The organism is Burkholderia seminalis (assembly GCF_001718535.1).
GTDB lineage: Bacteria > Pseudomonadota > Gammaproteobacteria > Burkholderiales > Burkholderiaceae > Burkholderia > Burkholderia seminalis.
In genome coordinates, this window is the sequence record NZ_CP013398.1 from 3,438,083 (window position 1) to 3,456,220 (window position 18,138).

The following is an 18,138-nucleotide window of genomic DNA, read 5'->3' on the forward strand; positions in this document are numbered from 1 at the left end:
GCTTACACCCCTGCCGGAACTTGCTTGTGCCAGTCGGTCGCGCGCTGGAACGCGTCGGCGACCTGCAGCATCCGGGCTTCGTTGAAATAGTTGCCGATGATCTGCAGGCCGACCGGGCGCTTCGCGTTCGCGCCCGCGCCGAAGCCGCACGGCACGCTCATGCCGGGAAGACCGGCGAGGCTCACCGACAGCGTGTAGATGTCCGCGAGATACATCTGCACCGGATCGTCGCCCTTCGCGCCGAGATCCCATGCGACCGTCGGCGACGCCGGGCCCATGATCACGTCGCAGGTCTTGAACGCTTCCTGGAAATCGTTCGCGATGATGCGGCGGATCTTCTGCGCCTGCAGGTAGTACGCGTCGTAGTAGCCGTGCGACAGCACGTACGTGCCGACCAGGATGCGGCGCTTCACCTCGGGGCCGAAGCCTTCGGCGCGCGACTTCTTGTACATGTCGAGCAGGTCGCCGTACTGCGCGGCACGATGGCCGAAACGCACGCCGTCGAAACGCGACAGGTTCGACGACGCTTCCGCCGGCGCGATCACGTAGTACACGGGGATCGACAGTTCCGTCTTCGGCAGCGACACCGGCACGAGCGTCGCGCCGAGCGCCTCATACTGCTTCAGCGCCGCGTCGATCGCCGCGCGCACGTCGTCGGCGAGGCCGTCGCCGAAATACTCGTTCGGCAGGCCGATACGCAGGCCCGCGAGCGGCTTGCCCGCATCGTTGCCGGCCGCCCACGGCTGGCCGAGGTGGCGCGTGAAATCCTCGTCGTCGCGCTCGAGGCTCGTCGAGTCGCGCTCGTCGAAGCCGGCCATCCCGTTCAGCAGCAGCGCGCAGTCGGACGCGCTCTGCGCCATCGGGCCGCCCTGGTCGAGCGACGACGCGAACGCGATCATCCCGTAGCGCGACACGCGGCCGTAGGTCGGCTTGATGCCCGTCACGCCCGCGAACGACGCGGGCTGGCGGATCGAGCCGCCGGTGTCGGTGCCGGTTGCCGCCGGCGCGAGGCGCGCGGCGACGGCGGCCGAGCTGCCGCCCGAGCTGCCGCCCGGCACGGCGTTCGTGTCCCACGGGTTCTTCACCGCGCCGAACGCGGAATTCTCGTTCGACGAGCCCATCGCGAACTCGTCCATGTTGGTCTTGCCGAGCGTGACCATGCCGGCCGCCTGCAGGCGGGCGACGACGGTCGCGTCGAACGGGCTCTCGTAGTTCGCGAGCATCTTCGAGCCGGCGGTCGAGCGCCAGCCGCGCGTGACGAAGACGTCCTTGTGCGCGATCGGCAGGCCGGTGAGCGCGCCGCCCGCGCCGCGCGCGAGTTCCGCGTCGGCGGCTTTCGCCTGCGCGAGGGTCAGGTCGGCGTCGACCTGGACGAACGCGTTCAGGTCGCGTGCGGCGTCGATCCGCTTCAGGTAGAGCTGCGCGAGCTCGACGGCCGAGCACTCCTTGGCGGCGAGCGCGGCGCGCAGTTCAGTGAGGCTTTTTGCGTGCATTGAGTGGTTTTCCTGGGAATTCTGGGTGGCGCGCGGCGCAGGGCGGCCGGCGCGCTTGTCATCGAATGCTTACTCGATCACCTTCGGCACGAGGTAGAGGCCGTCCTGGACGGCCGGCGCCGGACGCTGGTTGTCGTCGCGATTGACGACTTCCGTCACGGCGTCGTCGCGCAGGCGCTGCGCGACTTGCTGGATCTGTTCGATCGGGTGGGCGAGCGGCGCGATGCCGGCGGTGTCGACCGCCTGCATCTGCTCGACGAGCCCGAAGAATTCATTGAGCTGGCCGAGCATGTGCTCGGCGTCGGCGTCGGCCATTTCGAGTCGCGCGAGGTGCGCGATGCGTTTCACATCGGTCAGGGTCAGGGCCATGCGATCACCGGAAAAACAAGGCTGCGCAGCGCATCGAAAGCAGCGCTGCGGCGGGGGGTTGGAGGGTGCGATCCCACCCTCAAAAATCGGGGCCGAAGCGGCAAAAATACCGCCCGTTTCGATTCAAATACCGTGAAATTATAAGGTATCATTACGCGTTCGACCCAAACCCGGCAGCCTTTTCCCGCACCGTTTCGCCCCGCTTCGGCAAGCCGTGCGTGCTTCGTGCGATCCCCGGTAGACATCACTCGCAGCTTCGTGCGCCGCGGCGGCCGCTTCCGCCACGCTTCCCGAGGCTGTTATTTTTTCCGCTGCCGCCCTCAGCGTCCGCTAAGCAGGGCCGGCCCAGAGCGAAACAGGATTCTGAATGTTCGGTTTTTTGCGCAGCTACTTCTCCAACGATCTTGCGATCGACCTCGGCACCGCAAACACCCTGATCTACATGCGCGGCAAGGGCATCGTCCTCGATGAGCCGTCCGTCGTGTCGATCCGCCAGGAAGGCGGCCCCAACGGCAAGAAGACGATCCAGGCGGTCGGCAAGGAAGCCAAGCAGATGCTCGGCAAGGTGCCGGGCAACATCGAGGCGATCCGCCCGATGAAGGACGGCGTGATCGCCGACTTCACCGTCACCGAGCAGATGATCAAGCAGTTCATCAAGACCGCTCATGAATCGCGCATGTTCTCGCCGTCGCCGCGCATCATCATCTGCGTGCCGTGCGGCTCGACCCAGGTCGAGCGCCGCGCGATCAAGGAAGCCGCGCACGGCGCCGGCGCATCGCAGGTCTACCTGATCGAGGAGCCGATGGCGGCCGCGATCGGCGCGGGCCTGCCGGTGTCGGAAGCCACCGGCTCGATGGTCGTCGACATCGGCGGCGGCACGACCGAAGTCGGCGTGATCTCGCTCGGCGGCATCGTGTACAAGGGTTCGGTGCGCGTCGGCGGCGACAAGTTCGACGAGGCGATCGTCAACTACATCCGCCGCAACTACGGGATGCTGATCGGCGAACAGACCGCCGAGGCGATCAAGAAGGAAATCGGCTCCGCGTTCCCGGGCTCCGAAGTCAAGGAAATGGAAGTGAAGGGCCGCAACCTGTCGGAAGGCATTCCGCGCAGCTTCACGATCTCGAGCAACGAAATCCTCGAGGCGCTGACCGATCCGCTGAACCAGATCGTGTCGTCGGTGAAGATCGCGCTCGAGCAGACGCCGCCGGAACTCGGCGCCGACATCGCCGAACGCGGGATGATGCTGACGGGCGGCGGCGCGCTGCTGCGCGACCTCGATCGCCTGCTCGCGGAAGAAACCGGCCTGCCGGTGCTCGTCGCCGAAGATCCGCTCACCTGCGTCGTGCGCGGTTCGGGCATGGCGCTCGAGCGCATGGACAAGCTGGGCAGCATCTTCTCGTACGAGTGATCGTCTAGGCAGTTCCCTGACATGACGCACCCGCGGCGTGGCCGGATCGCTCGTTCAGAACGAACCGCCGCGCCGTTTGCGCGTCTGAGCATCATTTAACCGATCACACGCGCCCGGCGCCGACCATGGAATACAGTCCGCCGCCCCTCTTCAAGCAAGGTCCGCCCGCGCTCGCGCGGCTCATCTTCTTCGTTGCCCTCGCCATCGCGCTCCTCGTGTCGGACGCGCGCTTCAGCACGCTCGAAATCGTGCGCGGCGTGCTCGGCACCGTGCTCTATCCGCTGCAGCGCGCGGCGCTCGTGCCGCGCGACCTGTTCATGGGCGCGGCCGACATCGCCGTCACCGGCGCGTCGCTGCGCCACGAGAACGACGATCTGCGCAAACGCAACCTGCAGCTGTCCACGCAGGCCAACCAGGCCGCCGTGCTCACGCAGGAAAACGCGCACCTGCGCGCGGTGCTCGAGCTGCGCCAGCACATCGCGACGCAATCGACGCCGGTCGAGATCCAGTACGACACGAGCGATCCGTTCACGCAGAAGATCGTGATCGGACAAGGCTCGCAACAGGGCATCCAGAACGGCTCGCCCGTCGTCAGCGAGGACGGCGTGATCGGCCAGGTCACGCGCGTGTTCCCGCTGCAGGCCGAAGTCACGCTGGTCACCGACCGCGATCTCGCGATTCCCGTGCAGGTGCTGCGCACCGGCCTGCGCAGCGTGATCTACGGCACGCCGAAGGGCGATTCGCTCGACCTGCGCTTCGTGCCGACGAGCGCGGATCTCGTCGCCGGCGACGAACTCGTCACGAGCGGCCTCGACGGCGTCTATCCGCCCGGCCTGCCGGTCGCGAAGGTCGCGCGCGTCGACAAGCTCGCCGATACCGCATTCGCACGCGTGACCTGCGCGCCGATCGCCGCCGTGCGCGGCGCGCGCCAGATGCTCGTGCTGCATTACCAGAACGACATCCCGCCGCGCCCGGCCGAGCCCGATCCGGCCGCCGACAAGAACGCGAAGGGCAAGAAGGGCGCGAAAGCCGCCGCGAAGGGCGAGAAGGGCGAGAAAACCGACGCGAACGCGAAGCCGGCCGCCGCGACCCCGCCGGCCGCGAAGCCTGCACCGGCGGCGCCCGCCGCTCCGGCCAGGCCGGCCGCCGCGCCCGCGAAGCCCGCGGCCGGGCAACCAGGAGCCCAGCGATGAACCGCCCGCAATACATCCTGCAGCCGGTCAATCCGTACTTCATCGTCTTCAGCCTCGCCGCCGCGTTCCTGCTGAACCTGATGCCGTGGGGCCGCCTGCCCGGCGTGCCCGACTTCGTCGCGCTCGTGCTGCTGTTCTGGAACATCCATCAGCCGCGCAAGGTCGGGATGGGCGTCGCGTTCGCGCTCGGCATCCTGATGGACGTGCACGACGCGGGGCTGCTCGGCGAGCACGCGCTCGCCTATACGTTGCTGTCGTACGGCGCGATCACGATCCACCGCCGCGTGCTGTGGATGCCGATCGGCGTGCAGGTGCTGTATGTCACGCCGCTGCTCGTCGTCGCGCAGCTCGTGCCGTTCGTGATCCGTCTGCTGATGGGCGCGGCGTTCCCGGGCTGGCGCTACCTCGTCGACGGCTTCGTCGAAGCCGCGCTGTGGCCGATCGCGAGCCACCTGCTGCTGATGCCGCAACGCCGCCCGGTCGATCCGGACGACACGCGCCCCATCTGAGCCGGACCGACCTTGAATACCCGCCGCCCCCACGCCCGTTGCGCCCAGGGGCGGCACCTCGCCCGCCCGCGCGGGCCAGACCGCCCCTAACCGCATGACCGAATTCAACGACACCCAACAGCAGCTCTCGAAGTTCCGCCTGCGCGTCGCGGCGGCGGGCGTGTTCGTGTTCGTCTGCTTCGGGCTGCTCGCGAGCCGCTTCTTCTACCTGCAGCTGATGCAGCACGGCAAATACGCGCTGCAGGCCGAGGAGAACCGCATCTCGGTCGCGCCGATCGTGCCGAACCGCGGGATCATCACCGACCGCAACGGCGTGATCCTCGCGAAGAACTATTCGGCGTACACGCTCGAGATCACGCCGTCGAAGCTCGACGACACGCTCGACAACACGATCGACAAGCTGTCCGAGATCGTCCCGATCGACGCGCGCGACCGCCGCCGCTTCAAGAAGCTGCAGGAAGACTCGAAGAACTTCGAGAGCCTGCCGATCCGCACGCGGCTCACCGACGCGGAAGTCGCGCGTTTCACCGCGCAGCGCTTCCGCTTCCCCGGCGTCGACGTGCGCGCGCGGCTGTTCCGGCAATATCCGCTCGGCATGACGGCCGCGCACGTGATCGGCTACATCGGCCGGATCTCGAAGCGCGACCAGGATCGCATCGACGCGATGAGCGACGACAACGACAGCGACCAGGAAAACTACGATCCGCGCCGCGACGCGAACAACTACAAGGGCACCGACTACATCGGCAAGATCGGCGTCGAGCAGAGCTACGAGACCGAGCTGCACGGGCTGACGGGCTTCGAGGAAGTCGAGGTGACGGCCGGCGGCCGGCCGGTGCGCACGCTGTCGCGCACGCAGGCGACGCCCGGCAACAACCTCGTGCTGTCCCTCGACATCGGGCTGCAGCAGGTCGCCGAGCAGGCGTTCGCCGGCAAGCGCGGCGCGCTCGTCGCGATCGAACCGAAAACGGGCGACGTGCTCGCGTTCGTGTCGTCGCCGAGCTTCGACCCGAACTCGTTCGTCGACGGCATCGACCAGCAGACCTGGGACGAGCTGAACAACTCGCCCGACAAGCCGCTGCTGAACCGCCCGCTGCACGGCACCTACCCGCCCGGCTCGACCTACAAGCCGTTCATGGCGCTCGCGGGCCTGACGCTCGGCAAGCGCACGCCGGGCTGGGGCTTCCAGGATCCCGGCTACTTCACGTTCGGCGGCCACACGTTCCGCAACGACGTGCGTTCGGGCCAGGGCTGGGTCGACATGAACAAGGCGATCATGGTGTCGAACGACACCTACTTCTACATGCTCGCGCGCGACCTCGGCGTGAACGCGATCGCGAACTTCATGAAGCCGTTCGGCTTCGGCCAGATCACCGGGATCGACATCCAGGGCGAGGCGCGCGGGATCCTGCCGTCGACCGACTGGAAGAAGAAGGCGTTCAAGAAGGCCGCGCAGCAGAAGTGGTTCGACGGCGAAACGATCAGCCTCGGGATCGGCCAGGGCTACAACTCGTTCACGATCCTGCAGCTCGCGCACGCGACGGCGACGCTCGCGAACAACGGCGTCGTGATGAAGCCTCACCTCGTGAAGGAAGTCGAGGATCCGATCACGCGCGCGCGCCACCTGACCGTGCCGAAGGAAAGCGAGGTGATCCCGCTCAAGGCGGCCGACATCGACGTCGTGAAGCGCGGGATGGAGAACGTGATCGAGAACCCGTCCGGCACCGCGTACAAGGTGTTCCGCGGCGCGCCGTACCTCGCGGCCGGCAAGACCGGTACCGCGCAGGTGTTCTCGCTGCAGGGCTCGAACTACAAGGGCCACCTGCTCGCCGAGCACCTGCGCGACCACGCGCTGTTCATCGCGTACGCGCCGGTCGACCACCCGCAGATCGCCATCGCGCTGGTCGTCGAGAACGGCGGCTGGGGCGCGCAGGCCGCCGGCCCGATCGCACGCCGCGTGCTCGACTACTACCTGGTCGAGCGCCAGAACCCGAAGAACGAGGCGGCGGCCGTGGCGGCCGCCGCGTCGGCGACCGAACCCATCAGCGCACCGGTGATCGGCGATGCGACCAAGCCCGCTGCCGTCGCGGCCGGCTTCAAGGCGCTGCCGCAGCCGGTCGTGCCGACCGCGGCCAGCGCGGCGGATGCGGCATCGGCTGCCTCGGCCGCCGCCGCATCGGACGCAGCCGCCAGCGCGGCCCAGCCGGCCGACGCGAGCGCCGCGGCGCCGAGGGCCGCGAGCCTGCCGCCGATCCGGCGCCCGCACCGGCCGCGCCGGCCCGCCAGCGATGCGCAGCCGCTCGCCGCCGCGCCGCGGGACGACAACCACCGTGCGACGGCCCCCGCGAAAGCGGCAGACGCCGGCACCGCTCATTAACGGAGAAAGGCATGCAATTCGACAAGCGCGCCTGGCTCGACAAGATCAAGCAGATGTTCGCGGGCTTCGACCGCCCGCTCGCCCTCATCGTGTTCCTGCTGCTGTGCGTCGGCATCGTCACGCTGTACAGCGCATCGATCGACATGCCGGGCCGCGTCGAGGATCAGCTGCGCAACATCCTGCTGACCTTCGTGCTGATGTGGGTGATCGCCAACATTCCGCCGACCACGCTGATGCGCTTCGCGGTCCCGCTCTATACGTTCGGGGTCGCGCTGCTGATTGCGGTCGCGCTGTTCGGGATGACCAAGAAGGGCGCGAAGCGCTGGCTGAACGTCGGCGTCGTGATCCAGCCGTCCGAAATCCTCAAGATCGCGACACCGCTGATGCTCGCGTGGTACTACCAGCGCCGCGAGGGCGGGCTGCGCTGGTACGACTTCGTCGCCGCGTTCGGGATCCTGATGGTGCCGGTCGGGCTGATCGCGAAGCAGCCCGACCTCGGCACGGGCCTGCTCGTGTTCGCGGCCGGCTTCTTCGTGATCTACCTTGCCGGCCTGTCGTTCAAGCTGATCGTGCCGGTGCTCGTCGCGGGCGTGATCGCGGTCGGCTCGATCGCGGTGTTCGAGGAGCGCATCTGCCAGCCGGACGTGCAGTGGCCGCTGATGCACGATTACCAGAAGCACCGCGTGTGCACGCTGCTCGACCCGACCTCCGACCCGCTGGGCAAGGGCTTCCACACGATCCAGGCCGTGATCGCGATCGGCTCGGGCGGCGTGCTCGGCAAGGGCTATCTGAAAGGCACGCAGGCGCACCTCGAATTCATTCCGGAAAAGCACACCGACTTCATCTTCGCGGTGTTCTCGGAGGAATGGGGGCTCGTCGGCGGGCTCGTGCTGCTGACGCTGTACATGGCGCTGATCGCGCGCGGGCTCTACATCGCCGCGCAAGGCGCGACGCTGTTCGGCCGCCTGCTCGCGGGCTCGCTCACGCTCGCGTTCTTCGTCTACGCGTTCGTCAACATCGGGATGGTGAGCGGCGTGCTGCCGGTCGTCGGCGTGCCGCTGCCGTTCATGAGTTACGGCGGCACCGCGCTCACGACGCTCGGCATCGCGATCGGGATGATCATGAGCGTCGGGCGGCAGCGGCGGCTGATGAAGAGCTGACCGCGCGGCCTGCCCCGCGGTCGAGGAAAACGGCGCTCCGGGGCGCCGTTTTTCATGGAGCGGACCACAACGCCGCGTGCGCTCATGGCGGCGGCGCGTGCGGCCCGCCCGGCTCCGCCGCGCCGCCCGGTGCCGGCCCCTGCGACTTCAGCCGCGCGCTCAGCTCCTTGAATTTCAGCCCGGCCGTCTCGTCGCCTTGCGCGGCCGCCGCCGCGTAATACGCCCGCGCGATGTTCAGGTTCTGCGCGACGCCGTCGCCGCCGCGCTCGTAGAACGACGCGGTCACGTACTGCGCGGTCGGCTCGCCGGCGTCGGCGGCCTGCTTGTACCACCCGAACGCCTGCCGGTTGTCGCGCGGCGTGCCGCGCCCGTCGAGGAACTGGTTCGCGAGCGACAGCTCGGCCTGCACGTGCCCCTGCTTCGCCGCCCGCAGGAACCAGCGATGCGCTTCGGCCGGGTCGCGCGCGACGAACTCGCCGTCGTCGAACATCCGGCCGTACACGTATTGCGCATGCGACATGTTCGCGTCGGCCGCGCGCTTCAGCCAGCGCAACCCTTCGTCGACGTTCGCGGTCACGCCCTCGCCCGTCAGCAGCATCATCGCGTAGTTGAATTGCGCGAGACGATCGCCGCGCTCGGCCGCGTCGTGGAACTGCACCAGCGCCGCGCGATAATCGCCGGCGTTGTAGTCCGCGACCGCCGACTGCGTCTCGCGCGACGGATCGGGCTTCGCTTGCGGCGTGCCCTGCGCGGCCGCCGCGATACACAGGGCCCACAGGCCGACCATCACGCCGATCCGCGCGCGCGCGCCGCATTCACCGCTGCCGCCGTTCATGACCGTACCTCCTGCAATGCCTGCCGCGTCGCGCGCAACAGCCAGCTCACGTCGGCCGACACCGTGATCATCCGGTAGCCGGCCTCGCGGTACTGGCGCGCGGCCGCCGTGTCGCCGGCGAAGATGCCGACCGCGACGCCGGCCTGCCGGCCGGCCGCCAGCACGCGCGCCATCGCGGTTTCGACGTCCGGGTGGCGGATGTCGCCGAGATGCCCGAGGCTCGCCGCGAGATCGGCCGGGCCGACGAACAGGCAGTCGATGCCCGGCGTCGCCGCGATCCGCTCGACTTCGTCGACACCGCGCGCCGATTCGATCTGCACGATCACCGCGACCTGCGCGTTCGCCGTCTGCACGTAATCGCGGCGCATGCCGAATGCCGCCGCGCGCACCATGCCCGCGACGCCGCGCAGCCCGTCGGGCGAATCGGGCGACGGATAGCGCGTGAGCCGCACCGCGTGCGCGGCTTCGTCGGGCGTCTCGATGCCGGGGAACATCAGCGTGCGCGCGCCGGCGTCGAGCGCGCGCTTCACGAGCCACGGCTCGCGCGCCGGCACCCGCACAACGGGCTCGCTCGGCAGGTGGGCGGCCGCGATCGCGCGCAGCTGCGAGGCCACGTCGCGGCTGTCGTTCGGCGCATGCTCCATGTCGATGCAGAGCCAGTCGTAGCCGGCATGCGCAAGCGCTTCCGCGGCCGACTCGCTGCCGAGCGACAGCCACAGGCCGTACAGCGGATCGTCGCCATCACGCAGGCGTTGTTTGAGGGAATTGGTGAGCGTGCTCATCGATACGGCCTCCTGGACGGAACGGCAATCGAACGGGACAAGCAACAGGCGAGGCGGGACGCAACCCGTCGTGCAGTGCGGCACGGCGGCGGCACCAGGATCGCCCCTGGAATCGTTAGTCGGCGACAGGCAGACGATCTGACAGCGCATGCCGTACGACGGCGCACGGGCATCGTGTCCAGTGCCACTCGACGATCATAGCGCGCGGTTACGCGGAATGTGGGAACAGGCGGGATGCGGCGCCGGCGCGGGTCGAAGCCGCACGGCACGGTGACGGGCAGCCCGCACCGGCCGGCGCGGGCTGCCGGGAAGGAAAATCAGCGGCCGGGCTGGCGCTCGACGTCGGCCCAGCAGTTCGGCGTTTCGTACAGCCGCACGCGCTCGAGGCGCAGGTTCACGCCGTAGTGCGCGTCGTACACGTTCGCGAGGAGGTCGAACGCGATCGCGGCGAGATTCTCGACGGTCGGGATCCGGTCGATCACGACGGTCTTGTGGTCGGCCATCTGCTCGAGGAACGAGCGCACGACCTCGTCGCGCGCATAGACCAGGAACGCGTGATCCCACTTGCTGACGAGGTGCTCCATCGCGAGCGCCTTCACGTCGGCGAAATCCATCACCATGCCGCGGTCGGGCGCCCCCTCGGTATCGACGAGATCGCCGCGCAGCGTGATTTCGAGCACGTAGCGATGGCCGTGCAGGTTCCTGCACTGGCTGCGGTGATCGGGGATGCGGTGGCCCGCGTCGAATTCGAGTTTTCGGGTAATCAGCACGATGTCAAAAGCCGGGGCTCAGGGAATGTTCAGATATTTGTGGGTCTGCATCGACAGCCGCCACTGCGGATGACGCTTGCACCAGTCGATCGCGAGTTTCGTATTGAGGTCGCGCGACGGGCCGTCCATCGGCTGGACCAGGAAGTACTCGAAGTCGAGCTTCGCATAGTCGGCCAGCCGCTGGTTGTCCTGCGGGATCACGACCTTCAGCTCGTTGCCCTTCGTGACGACGAGCGGCGCGTCGGCCTTCGGGCTCACGCAGATCCAGTCGATCGATTCGAGCACCGGCAGCGAGCCGTTGGTCTCGATCGCGATCTCGAAGCCGGCCGCGTGCAGCGCGTCGACGAGCGGCTGGTCGAGCTGCAGCATCGGCTCGCCGCCCGTGCAGACGACGAAGCGGTGCGCCTCGCCCTCCGGCCACAGGCCGGCGATCGTCGCGACGAGCGCATCGGCGTCCTTGAACTTGCCGCCGTTCTCGCCGTCGGTGCCGACGAAGTCGGTATCGCAGAAGCGGCACACGGCCTCCGCACGATCCTCTTCGCGGCCCGACCACAGGTTGCAGCCGGCGAACCGGCAGAACACGGCCGGCCGGCCCGCATTCGCGCCCTCGCCCTGCAACGTGTAGAAAATTTCCTTGACCGCGTAAGTCATCGTGCTTCGTCCGGCTCGCGCCGCTCGTTGTCGATCAGAATCCGTTATTCATGCGGCGCTGCCGGCGCATCCGCGTCACAGCGGCGCTTCGGTCACCCGCTCGCCCTTCAGGTAAGCCTCGTAGCCGCGCTTGCGCAGCTTGCAGGCCGGGCACTCGCCGCAGCCGAAGCCCCAGTCGTGCAGTTCCGCGCGCTCGCCCACGTAGCACGTGTGCGTCTCGACGCGGATCAGTTCGACGAGCGCTTCGCCGCCGAGCTGCTCGGCCAGTTGCCAGGTCTGTGCCTTGTCGAGCCACATCAGCGGCGTCTCGAGCACCATGCGCGTATCCATCCCAAGATTCAGCGCAACCTGCAGCGCCTTCATCGTGTCGTCGCGGCAGTCGGGATAGCCCGAGAAATCGGTCTCGCACATCCCGCCGACCAGTACGCGCAGCCCGCGGCGATAGGCGATCGCCGCGGCGATCGTCATGAACATCAGGTTGCGGCCCGGCACGAACGTGTTCGGCAGGCCGTTCGCCGTCGTCTCGATCTCGATCGTGCGTGTCATCGCGGTATCGCTGATCGCGCCGAGCACCGACAGGTCGATCATGTGATCGTCGCCGAGCCGGTCCGACCATGCGGGAAAATCGCGCTTCAGCGCTTCGCGCACGCCTTCGCGACATTCGAGCTCGACGATATGGCGCTGGCCGTAATCGAAGCCGAGCGTCTCGACCGTCTGGTAGCGTTCGAGGGCCCATGCCACGCACGTGGCTGAGTCCTGCCCGCCGGAAAACAACACGAGCGCGCCGTCTTTAGCGTCTGTCCGAGTCACCGTGATACTCCGTGAATGTGTAGGCTCGCGTCGCGCTCCGACCCTGGGCCGGCTGCCGCCGGGCGGCCCGACGCGGCCGGCCCGCGCCGGCTCGACCAGTATAGGCAGCGCGGTCGGCCGCGAACGCGGCGGCGCGCTTATACCGTCCATCGCGCAGCATCGTTGCCGCATGCCGCGGCGGCGTGCGCTTCGCAGCCTGCCGTGCGCGTGAAGCGATGCGCTAAGTCATTGAGCGGGCACGGATTTTATCATGCCCCTGCGAATGCTGCCGGCCATGCCGCCCACGACACGCGATACCCACCACAAACGAAAAACCCCAAGAACCTTCCGATTCTTGGGGTTTTAAATGCTGGTGGCCTGGGACGGAATCGAACCATCGACACGCGGATTTTCAATCCGCTGCTCTACCAACTGAGCTACCGGGCCAACGAAGAATGAAAGTATATCGAGCTATTCGTACCTGAGCAAGTGCTTTCGCAAAATATTTTTATACGGCGCCTTCGGTCGGCTTCTTGCCGAGCTCGACGCCGAGCTGCTTGAGCTTGCGGTACAGGTGCGTGCGCTCGAGGCCCGTCTTCTCCGCGACGCGCGTCATGCTGCCGTTCTCGCGCGCGAGGTGATATTCGAAGTACGCGCGCTCGAACGCGTCGCGCGCTTCGCGCAACGGGATGTCGAACGGGATCGCGGCCGTCTGGCCCGCCAGGCCGAGTGCCGATGCCATGTCGTCGCCGAGCGTCGGCAGCGCGGCCGCGGACGCAACCGCCGCGGGCCCTGCGGCCTGTCCGGCGCCGGCCTTCGCCGCCGCGTTCGCCGACACCGGCGCCGCGCCGCGGGCGAGGCCGTGCTCGACGGACTTCAGCAGCTTCTGCAGCGCGATCGGCTTCTCGAGGAAATCGAGCGCGCCGATCTTCGTCGCCTCGACGGCCGTATCGATCGTCGCGTGCCCGGACATCATGATCACGGGCATCGTCAGCAGCCCTTGCGCCGCCCACTCCTTGAGCAAGGTCACGCCGTCGGTATCGGGCATCCAGATATCGAGCAGCACGAGATCGGGCGCCTGATTCAGTCGGTATTCCCGCGCAGCCTGCGCGTTCTCCGCCGCCTCGACGACATGTCCTTCATCGCTGAGGATCTCCGAGAGCAATTCCCGGATGCCCATTTCATCATCTACCACCAGGATGGTTGCCATTTACGCTGCCTTTGTCTGCTCACTTGCTTTTGTCTTAGCGGGGGTCGCCCCGTCCTGTGCGCGATGTTCGGCGCCTGGCGTATCGCTTGCCATCTGCAGGAACAGGATCGACACCTGCGCACCCTCAACGGTCTCGCCGTGCATGCGATTGCGCAGATCGATCCGCGCGCCATGCTCGTCGACGATTTTCTTGACCGTGGCCAACCCGAGCCCCGTGCCCTTCGCCTTCGTCGTCACATAAGGCTCGAACGCTCGGGTCAGGATGCGTGCCGGAAAACCGGGCCCGTTGTCGGACACGGTAAGACGTACCGCGACGCGCGTTTTGCCCTCGGCGTCGGGATCGCCATATTCTACTGTCTTGGTTTCGATCAACACACGCGGATGCGCGGACTCCGCGACCGAATCCTGCGCATTCTGCAGCAGGTTGTGAATCACCTGGCGCAGTTGCGTCGCGTCTCCGCGTATCACCGGCAGCGACGGCGCGAGCTCGGCGACGATCGGGCTCTTGCCTTCGCCGACACCATACAGCCCGAGCACCTCGCTCGCCAGTTCGTTCAACTGCAGGTTCGCGAGCACCGCCGGCGGCGTGCGCGCGTATTCGCGGAAATCGTCGACCATCCGCTTCATCGCCGCGACCTGGTTCACGATCATCGTCGCGCCGCGCTTGAGTACGTCCGCATCGGACGGCGCAAGCTTGTCGGACAGCTTCATCTGCAGCCGCTCGGCCGACAGCTGGATCGGCGTCAGCGGATTCTTGATCTCGTGCGCGAGCCGGCGTGCGACCTCGCCCCACGCGACCGACCGCTGCGCGGAAATCACGTCGGAAATGTCGTCGAACACGACGACGTAACCGGACGTCTGCGGATCGTCGGCCTGCCCTTCGACCGTCGACACGAGGCGCGTGCCGCGCACGAGCAGCGTCAGCGGATCGCTTTCGCCCGGCACCTCGATCGCGAACTGCTGCTGCCAGTGGCCGCGGTCGCCGCTGCCGCCGTCGGACGCCGCCTCGCGATCGGCGAACGCCTTGCGCACCATCGCGCCGAACCCCGCGGCCACGCCGATCCGGTCGAGCGTCGTGCCGATCATCGAGTTGAACGGCTGCCGGAAGATCCGCTCGGCGCCGCGATTGGCCGTCGTCAGCCGGAACTGGCGGTCGAGCACGAACACGCCGGCCGTCAGGTTCGCGAGGATGCTCTCGAGATACGTCTTCGAATGCTCGAGCGCGATGCGGTTCTTCTCGACCGCGAGCCGTGCCTCGGACAACTGCCGTGTCATCGCGTTGAACGACTGCGTGAGGAAGCCAAGCTCGTCGCGCGTCTTGATCTCGCGCTTCGGCGTGTAATCGCCTTCCGTGATCTCCTTCGTGCCCTGCGCGAGCAGGAACAGCGGCCGCGCGAGCTGCTGGCCGAGCGCGAGCGCGAGCATCATCGCGATGAAGGTCGCGAGGAACAGCGCGAGCGTCAGCGTGCCGATGTACATCTTGCGCAGCCCCGTGCGGCCGAGCGACTTTTCCTGGTACTCGCGGTAGGCGCGCTGCACGGCGTCCGCGTTGTGCGCGAGCGTCGGCGGCACCGGCTGCGTGAGCTGCAGGAAGCGCTCCGCCGGCTGCAGCAGCGACGTCGTCGCATCGGGAATCGGCCGCACCACGCGCAGCCGCAGCGCGCCCTTCGCGCCATGCGCGCGTGGGTCGCCGTCGACCTCGCCCTCGATCGCCGCGTACGCGCCGTGTTCGCGCGCCTGGCTCAGCATCAGCGGTGTCGGCAGGTCGTCCGGAATCAGCGCCGCGAAATTGCCCGACGCCTGCGCGACAATGTGCAGGTCGGGCGCCGCGCCCGAGCCGCCGCGGCTCGGCTCGACGATCGTCGCGTCCTGCACGCCGAACTGGTCGCGCAGCCGCAGCAGCGTGAGCGTCGTGCCGTTCGTGTTCGCGTCGACGCTCGCGAGCTGGTCGGACATCAGCCGCGCCTTGGTCTGCAGATCGGACAGCGACGCGTCGAGCATCCCGCGGCCGAGGTTCAGGCCGGCCGTCAGCGCCGTCTCGACGTTCACGTCGAACCACGACTCGATACTGCGCGACACGAACTGGTACGACACGATGTAGATGATCCCGCCCGGCACCACGCCGACGAGCGCGAAGAACACCGCGAGTTTCGCGAGCAGCCGCGTGCCGAACTTGCCCTTCCTCAGGCGCACGACGATCATCCCGATCAGCCCGAGCACCACGAGCAGGAACACGAGCGCGACGACGATGTTCGTCGCGTACAGCCACGAGTAGTAGCGATCGAAGAACTCGGTGTTCGCGCTCGCGGCGGCGAGCAGCACGAGCAGCAGCAACGCGGTCAGCGCGACGGTCGAGACGATCACGCGAATGAGGAAGCTCTTCCCGCTGGCCGCGCGGCGCACTTTATTTAGCACGTTCGGTCACCGTGAAGTTGAAGCGCTTCCAGTCGGACCCGAGCGTCCAGTCGCGGTTGTTCACGGCATCGACCTGGAACGGCTTCGGCATCAGCGCCGTGTCGAGCTGCATCCGCACCGACGCCGTGTAGGTCTCGCCCGCGCGCACCTGGTTGCGGTCGATCACGTGCCACGACGTGATGTGCCGGATCACGGCGAGCGCGTCCTTCAGCGACGGGAAGCCGAGCTGCAGGCCGCCCGTCGACACGCGATACTCGCGCGTGAGCGGCTGGAACGACAGGCGGATCGTCTGCGTCACCGCCACCGGCTGCTCGTCGAACCAGTACCAGCGCGCGCGGCTCAGCTCGAAGTCGGTCGTGAAGTAAAGCGGGATGCCCTTGTTGACGGCATCCTCGAGGTTCGGGTTCAGCTCGAAGTCGAAACGCGCGTCGAGGCTCCAGCCGCTTCCGTCGGCCTGGAGCGACGCGCGCTGCACGGCGATCGATTCGGCATGCGCCGGCCGGACGACGGCCAGGCACAGCATCAACGCGACCAGCAGGACGGCCGCGAGCCGAAAGGGAAAAAGGTGTTTGATCGTCACCGTTTCTGAAACCGCGCGTAGAAAAATCCGTCGTGATCGGTGTTCTGGTCGAGTGCGCCGGCGGCCGCCCGTCCCTGCACGCCGCCCGGCAGCAGCTGGCCGGGGGCGTCCAATCGTACCGCATCTTCACAGGCCGCTTCAAACCAGCGGGCCTGCATTTCGCCTTCTTCCGGGAAGATCGAGCAGGTCACGTAAAGCAGTTCGCCGCCCGGCTTCACGAGCGGCCACAGCGCCGACAGGATGCGGCGCTGCTCCGCGACGAGCGCCGGAATGTCGGCCTCGCGGCGCAGCCAGCGGATGTCGGGGTGCCGCCGCACGATGCCGGACGCCGAGCACGGCACGTCGGCGAGGATCCGGTCGAACGGGCGCCCGTCGTACCACGCGTCGGGTGCGCCGGCATCGCCGACGCGCACGTCCGCCTCGAGCGACAGGCGCACGAGATTCTCGCCGATGCGCGCCGCGCGCGTCGCATCGCTTTCGAGCGCAACGACTTCCGCGTCAGCGAGTTCGAGAATATGGCCGGTCTTGCCGCCGGGCGCCGCGCATGCATCGAGCACGCGCATGCCGTCGCGCGCGTCGAGCCATTCGGCCGCGAGCTGCGCGCCGGCGTCCTGCACCGACACGACGCCGTCGGCGAACCCCGGAATGCGTTCGACCGGCAGCGCCAACGCAAGCCGCACCGCGTGCTGGCCGATTGCGGTCGCTTCGATCCCGCTCGCACGCAGCGTCTCGAGATACGCGTCGACGCTCGCGCGGCGCGCATTCACGCGCAGCGTCAGCGGCCCCTGTCGTTCGCCGGCCGCGAGGATCGCCGGCCACGCATCGGGCGCTGCACGCTTCACCGCATCGACCCACCATGCGCGGTAATTCCAGCGTGCGACCGGATCGTCCTGCATTGCCGCGACGAGCGCATCGCGTTCGCGCAGGAAACGGCGCAGCACCGCGTTGACCATGCCCTTCGCGAACGCGCATTCGCGCCGCGCGCCGATGACGGTGACGGCCTGGTCGACCACCGTGAACGCCGGATACGCGGCCTCGTCCGCCGGGTCGAGCAGCAGCGCGAGCGCGCCGGCGAGCACCGCATGCACGTGCGCGGGCGGCGCCTTGCTGACGAGTTTGCCGATCAGCCAGTCCGCGCTGCCGAGGCGACGCATCGTCCGGTAGGCGACGTCCTGTGTCGCACCGCGCGCGAGCGCCTGTGCGCCGGACGCCATCTGCGCGAATACCGCCGACAACGCTGCCGGCAGCGCGGTGCCGCGCCGTACCGCATCGACCGCCTGCGCGGCCGCGTCGAGCGCGAAGCCGAGCGAATCGGGCGCCAGATGCAGCGCGGCCAGACGCGCCGGGCGGCCGGAAGAAGACGGAGCGGAAGAACGGGTTCGTGTCATCGGTACGGAATCGGCAATCAGGCGCGGCAAACAAATACGGCTAACGGCAGGATCGCGGCGGCCGCGAGGCCCCGCGATCCCAAACCGCGCATTGTAGCGTGCGACCACGCGGCCCCTTTGGCCCCTTTGACCTCTTTAAGGCGCGCCCAAATGAAACACCCCGCAGCGCGAAGCGTGCGGGGTGGCATGCCGGCCCCCGCGCGGCA

At 68.0% G+C, this 18,138-nt stretch carries 16 protein-coding genes and 1 tRNA gene; 5 read left to right on the forward strand and 12 right to left on the reverse strand.

Annotated features, from left to right (window positions below; translation table 11 throughout):
* Positions 1-2: 2 nt before the first annotated feature.
* Positions 3-1,493 (reverse strand): Asp-tRNA(Asn)/Glu-tRNA(Gln) amidotransferase subunit GatA, encoded by a 1,491-nt coding sequence (gene gatA, locus WJ12_RS15585; RefSeq protein ID WP_034190238.1) that lies wholly within the window; start codon positions 1,491-1,493, stop codon positions 3-5.
* A gap of 69 nt (positions 1,494-1,562) precedes the next feature.
* On the reverse strand, positions 1,563-1,862 hold the full coding sequence (gatC, locus tag WJ12_RS15590) for an Asp-tRNA(Asn)/Glu-tRNA(Gln) amidotransferase subunit GatC (RefSeq protein WP_034190237.1): 300 nt from the start codon (positions 1,860-1,862) through the stop codon (positions 1,563-1,565).
* Between the two features lie 367 nt (positions 1,863-2,229).
* On the opposite strand from gatC, the gene WJ12_RS15595 reads away from it, so the two are divergent.
* The 5 genes from WJ12_RS15595 to rodA all read left to right on the forward strand — a co-directional run bounded on the left by WJ12_RS15595 (position 2,230) and on the right by rodA (position 8,512).
* Positions 2,230-3,273, forward strand: a complete 1,044-nt coding sequence (locus tag WJ12_RS15595) for a rod shape-determining protein (RefSeq protein WP_004189550.1) — start codon at positions 2,230-2,232, stop codon at positions 3,271-3,273.
* 125 nt (positions 3,274-3,398) lie between these two features.
* Entirely contained in the window at positions 3,399-4,466 is a 1,068-nt protein-coding gene (gene mreC / locus WJ12_RS15600) for a rod shape-determining protein MreC (protein WP_034190236.1), read from the forward strand.
* Positions 4,463-4,975, forward strand: a complete 513-nt coding sequence (mreD, locus tag WJ12_RS15605) for a rod shape-determining protein MreD (protein WP_006482567.1) — start codon at positions 4,463-4,465, stop codon at positions 4,973-4,975. Before mreC ends, mreD begins: the two co-directional genes overlap by 4 nt.
* A gap of 94 nt (positions 4,976-5,069) precedes the next feature.
* The gene (mrdA, locus tag WJ12_RS15610) at positions 5,070-7,352 is read left to right on the forward strand and encodes a penicillin-binding protein 2 (RefSeq protein ID WP_034190235.1); all 2,283 of its coding nucleotides are present in this window, start codon (positions 5,070-5,072) and stop codon (positions 7,350-7,352) included.
* Positions 7,353-7,363: 11 nt separating this feature from the next.
* Positions 7,364-8,512 carry a rod shape-determining protein RodA gene (gene rodA / locus WJ12_RS15615; RefSeq protein ID WP_034190234.1) on the forward strand — a complete coding sequence of 383 codons (1,149 nt, stop codon included), beginning with the start codon at positions 7,364-7,366 and terminating at the stop codon, positions 8,510-8,512.
* An 82-nt stretch (positions 8,513-8,594) separates the two neighbouring features.
* On the opposite strand, the gene WJ12_RS15620 is transcribed toward rodA, so the two are convergent.
* From WJ12_RS15620 to rsmB, 10 genes are all read right to left on the reverse strand, one after another.
* Positions 8,595-9,347, reverse strand: a complete 753-nt coding sequence (locus tag WJ12_RS15620; RefSeq protein WP_059561484.1) for a tetratricopeptide repeat protein — start codon at positions 9,345-9,347, stop codon at positions 8,595-8,597.
* Positions 9,344-10,129 carry an HpcH/HpaI aldolase family protein gene (locus WJ12_RS15625; protein WP_034190232.1) on the reverse strand — a complete coding sequence of 262 codons (786 nt, stop codon included), beginning with the start codon at positions 10,127-10,129 and terminating at the stop codon, positions 9,344-9,346. Before WJ12_RS15625 ends, WJ12_RS15620 begins: the two co-directional genes overlap by 4 nt.
* A 317-nt stretch (positions 10,130-10,446) precedes the next feature.
* A complete protein-coding gene (gene queD, locus WJ12_RS15630) occupies positions 10,447-10,899 on the reverse strand; it encodes a 6-carboxytetrahydropterin synthase QueD (protein WP_006482561.1) in 453 nt (150 codons plus the stop codon).
* Between the two features lie 18 nt (positions 10,900-10,917).
* Entirely contained in the window at positions 10,918-11,550 is a 633-nt protein-coding gene (gene queE, locus WJ12_RS15635; protein ID WP_034190231.1) for a 7-carboxy-7-deazaguanine synthase, read from the reverse strand.
* A gap of 75 nt (positions 11,551-11,625) precedes the next feature.
* Entirely contained in the window at positions 11,626-12,360 is a 735-nt protein-coding gene (gene queC / locus WJ12_RS15640; RefSeq protein ID WP_059561481.1) for a 7-cyano-7-deazaguanine synthase QueC, read from the reverse strand.
* Between the two features lie 350 nt (positions 12,361-12,710).
* Positions 12,711-12,786, reverse strand: a tRNA-Phe gene (locus tag WJ12_RS15645).
* A gap of 61 nt (positions 12,787-12,847) precedes the next feature.
* A complete protein-coding gene (esaR, locus tag WJ12_RS15650) occupies positions 12,848-13,549 on the reverse strand; it encodes a response regulator transcription factor EsaR (RefSeq protein WP_034190229.1) in 702 nt (233 codons plus the stop codon).
* A complete protein-coding gene (esaS, locus tag WJ12_RS15655) occupies positions 13,550-15,964 on the reverse strand; it encodes a sensor histidine kinase EsaS (RefSeq protein WP_034190228.1) in 2,415 nt (804 codons plus the stop codon).
* Positions 15,954-16,544: a DUF4390 domain-containing protein gene (locus WJ12_RS15660; protein ID WP_034190340.1), complete on the reverse strand. Its 591-nt coding sequence runs from the start codon at positions 16,542-16,544 to the stop codon at positions 15,954-15,956. The genes esaS and WJ12_RS15660 overlap by 11 nt, the downstream gene beginning before the upstream one ends.
* Positions 16,541-17,932 (reverse strand): 16S rRNA (cytosine(967)-C(5))-methyltransferase RsmB, encoded by a 1,392-nt coding sequence (gene rsmB, locus WJ12_RS15665; RefSeq protein WP_059561581.1) that lies wholly within the window; start codon positions 17,930-17,932, stop codon positions 16,541-16,543. Before rsmB ends, WJ12_RS15660 begins: the two co-directional genes overlap by 4 nt.
* Positions 17,933-18,138 lie beyond the last annotated feature (206 nt).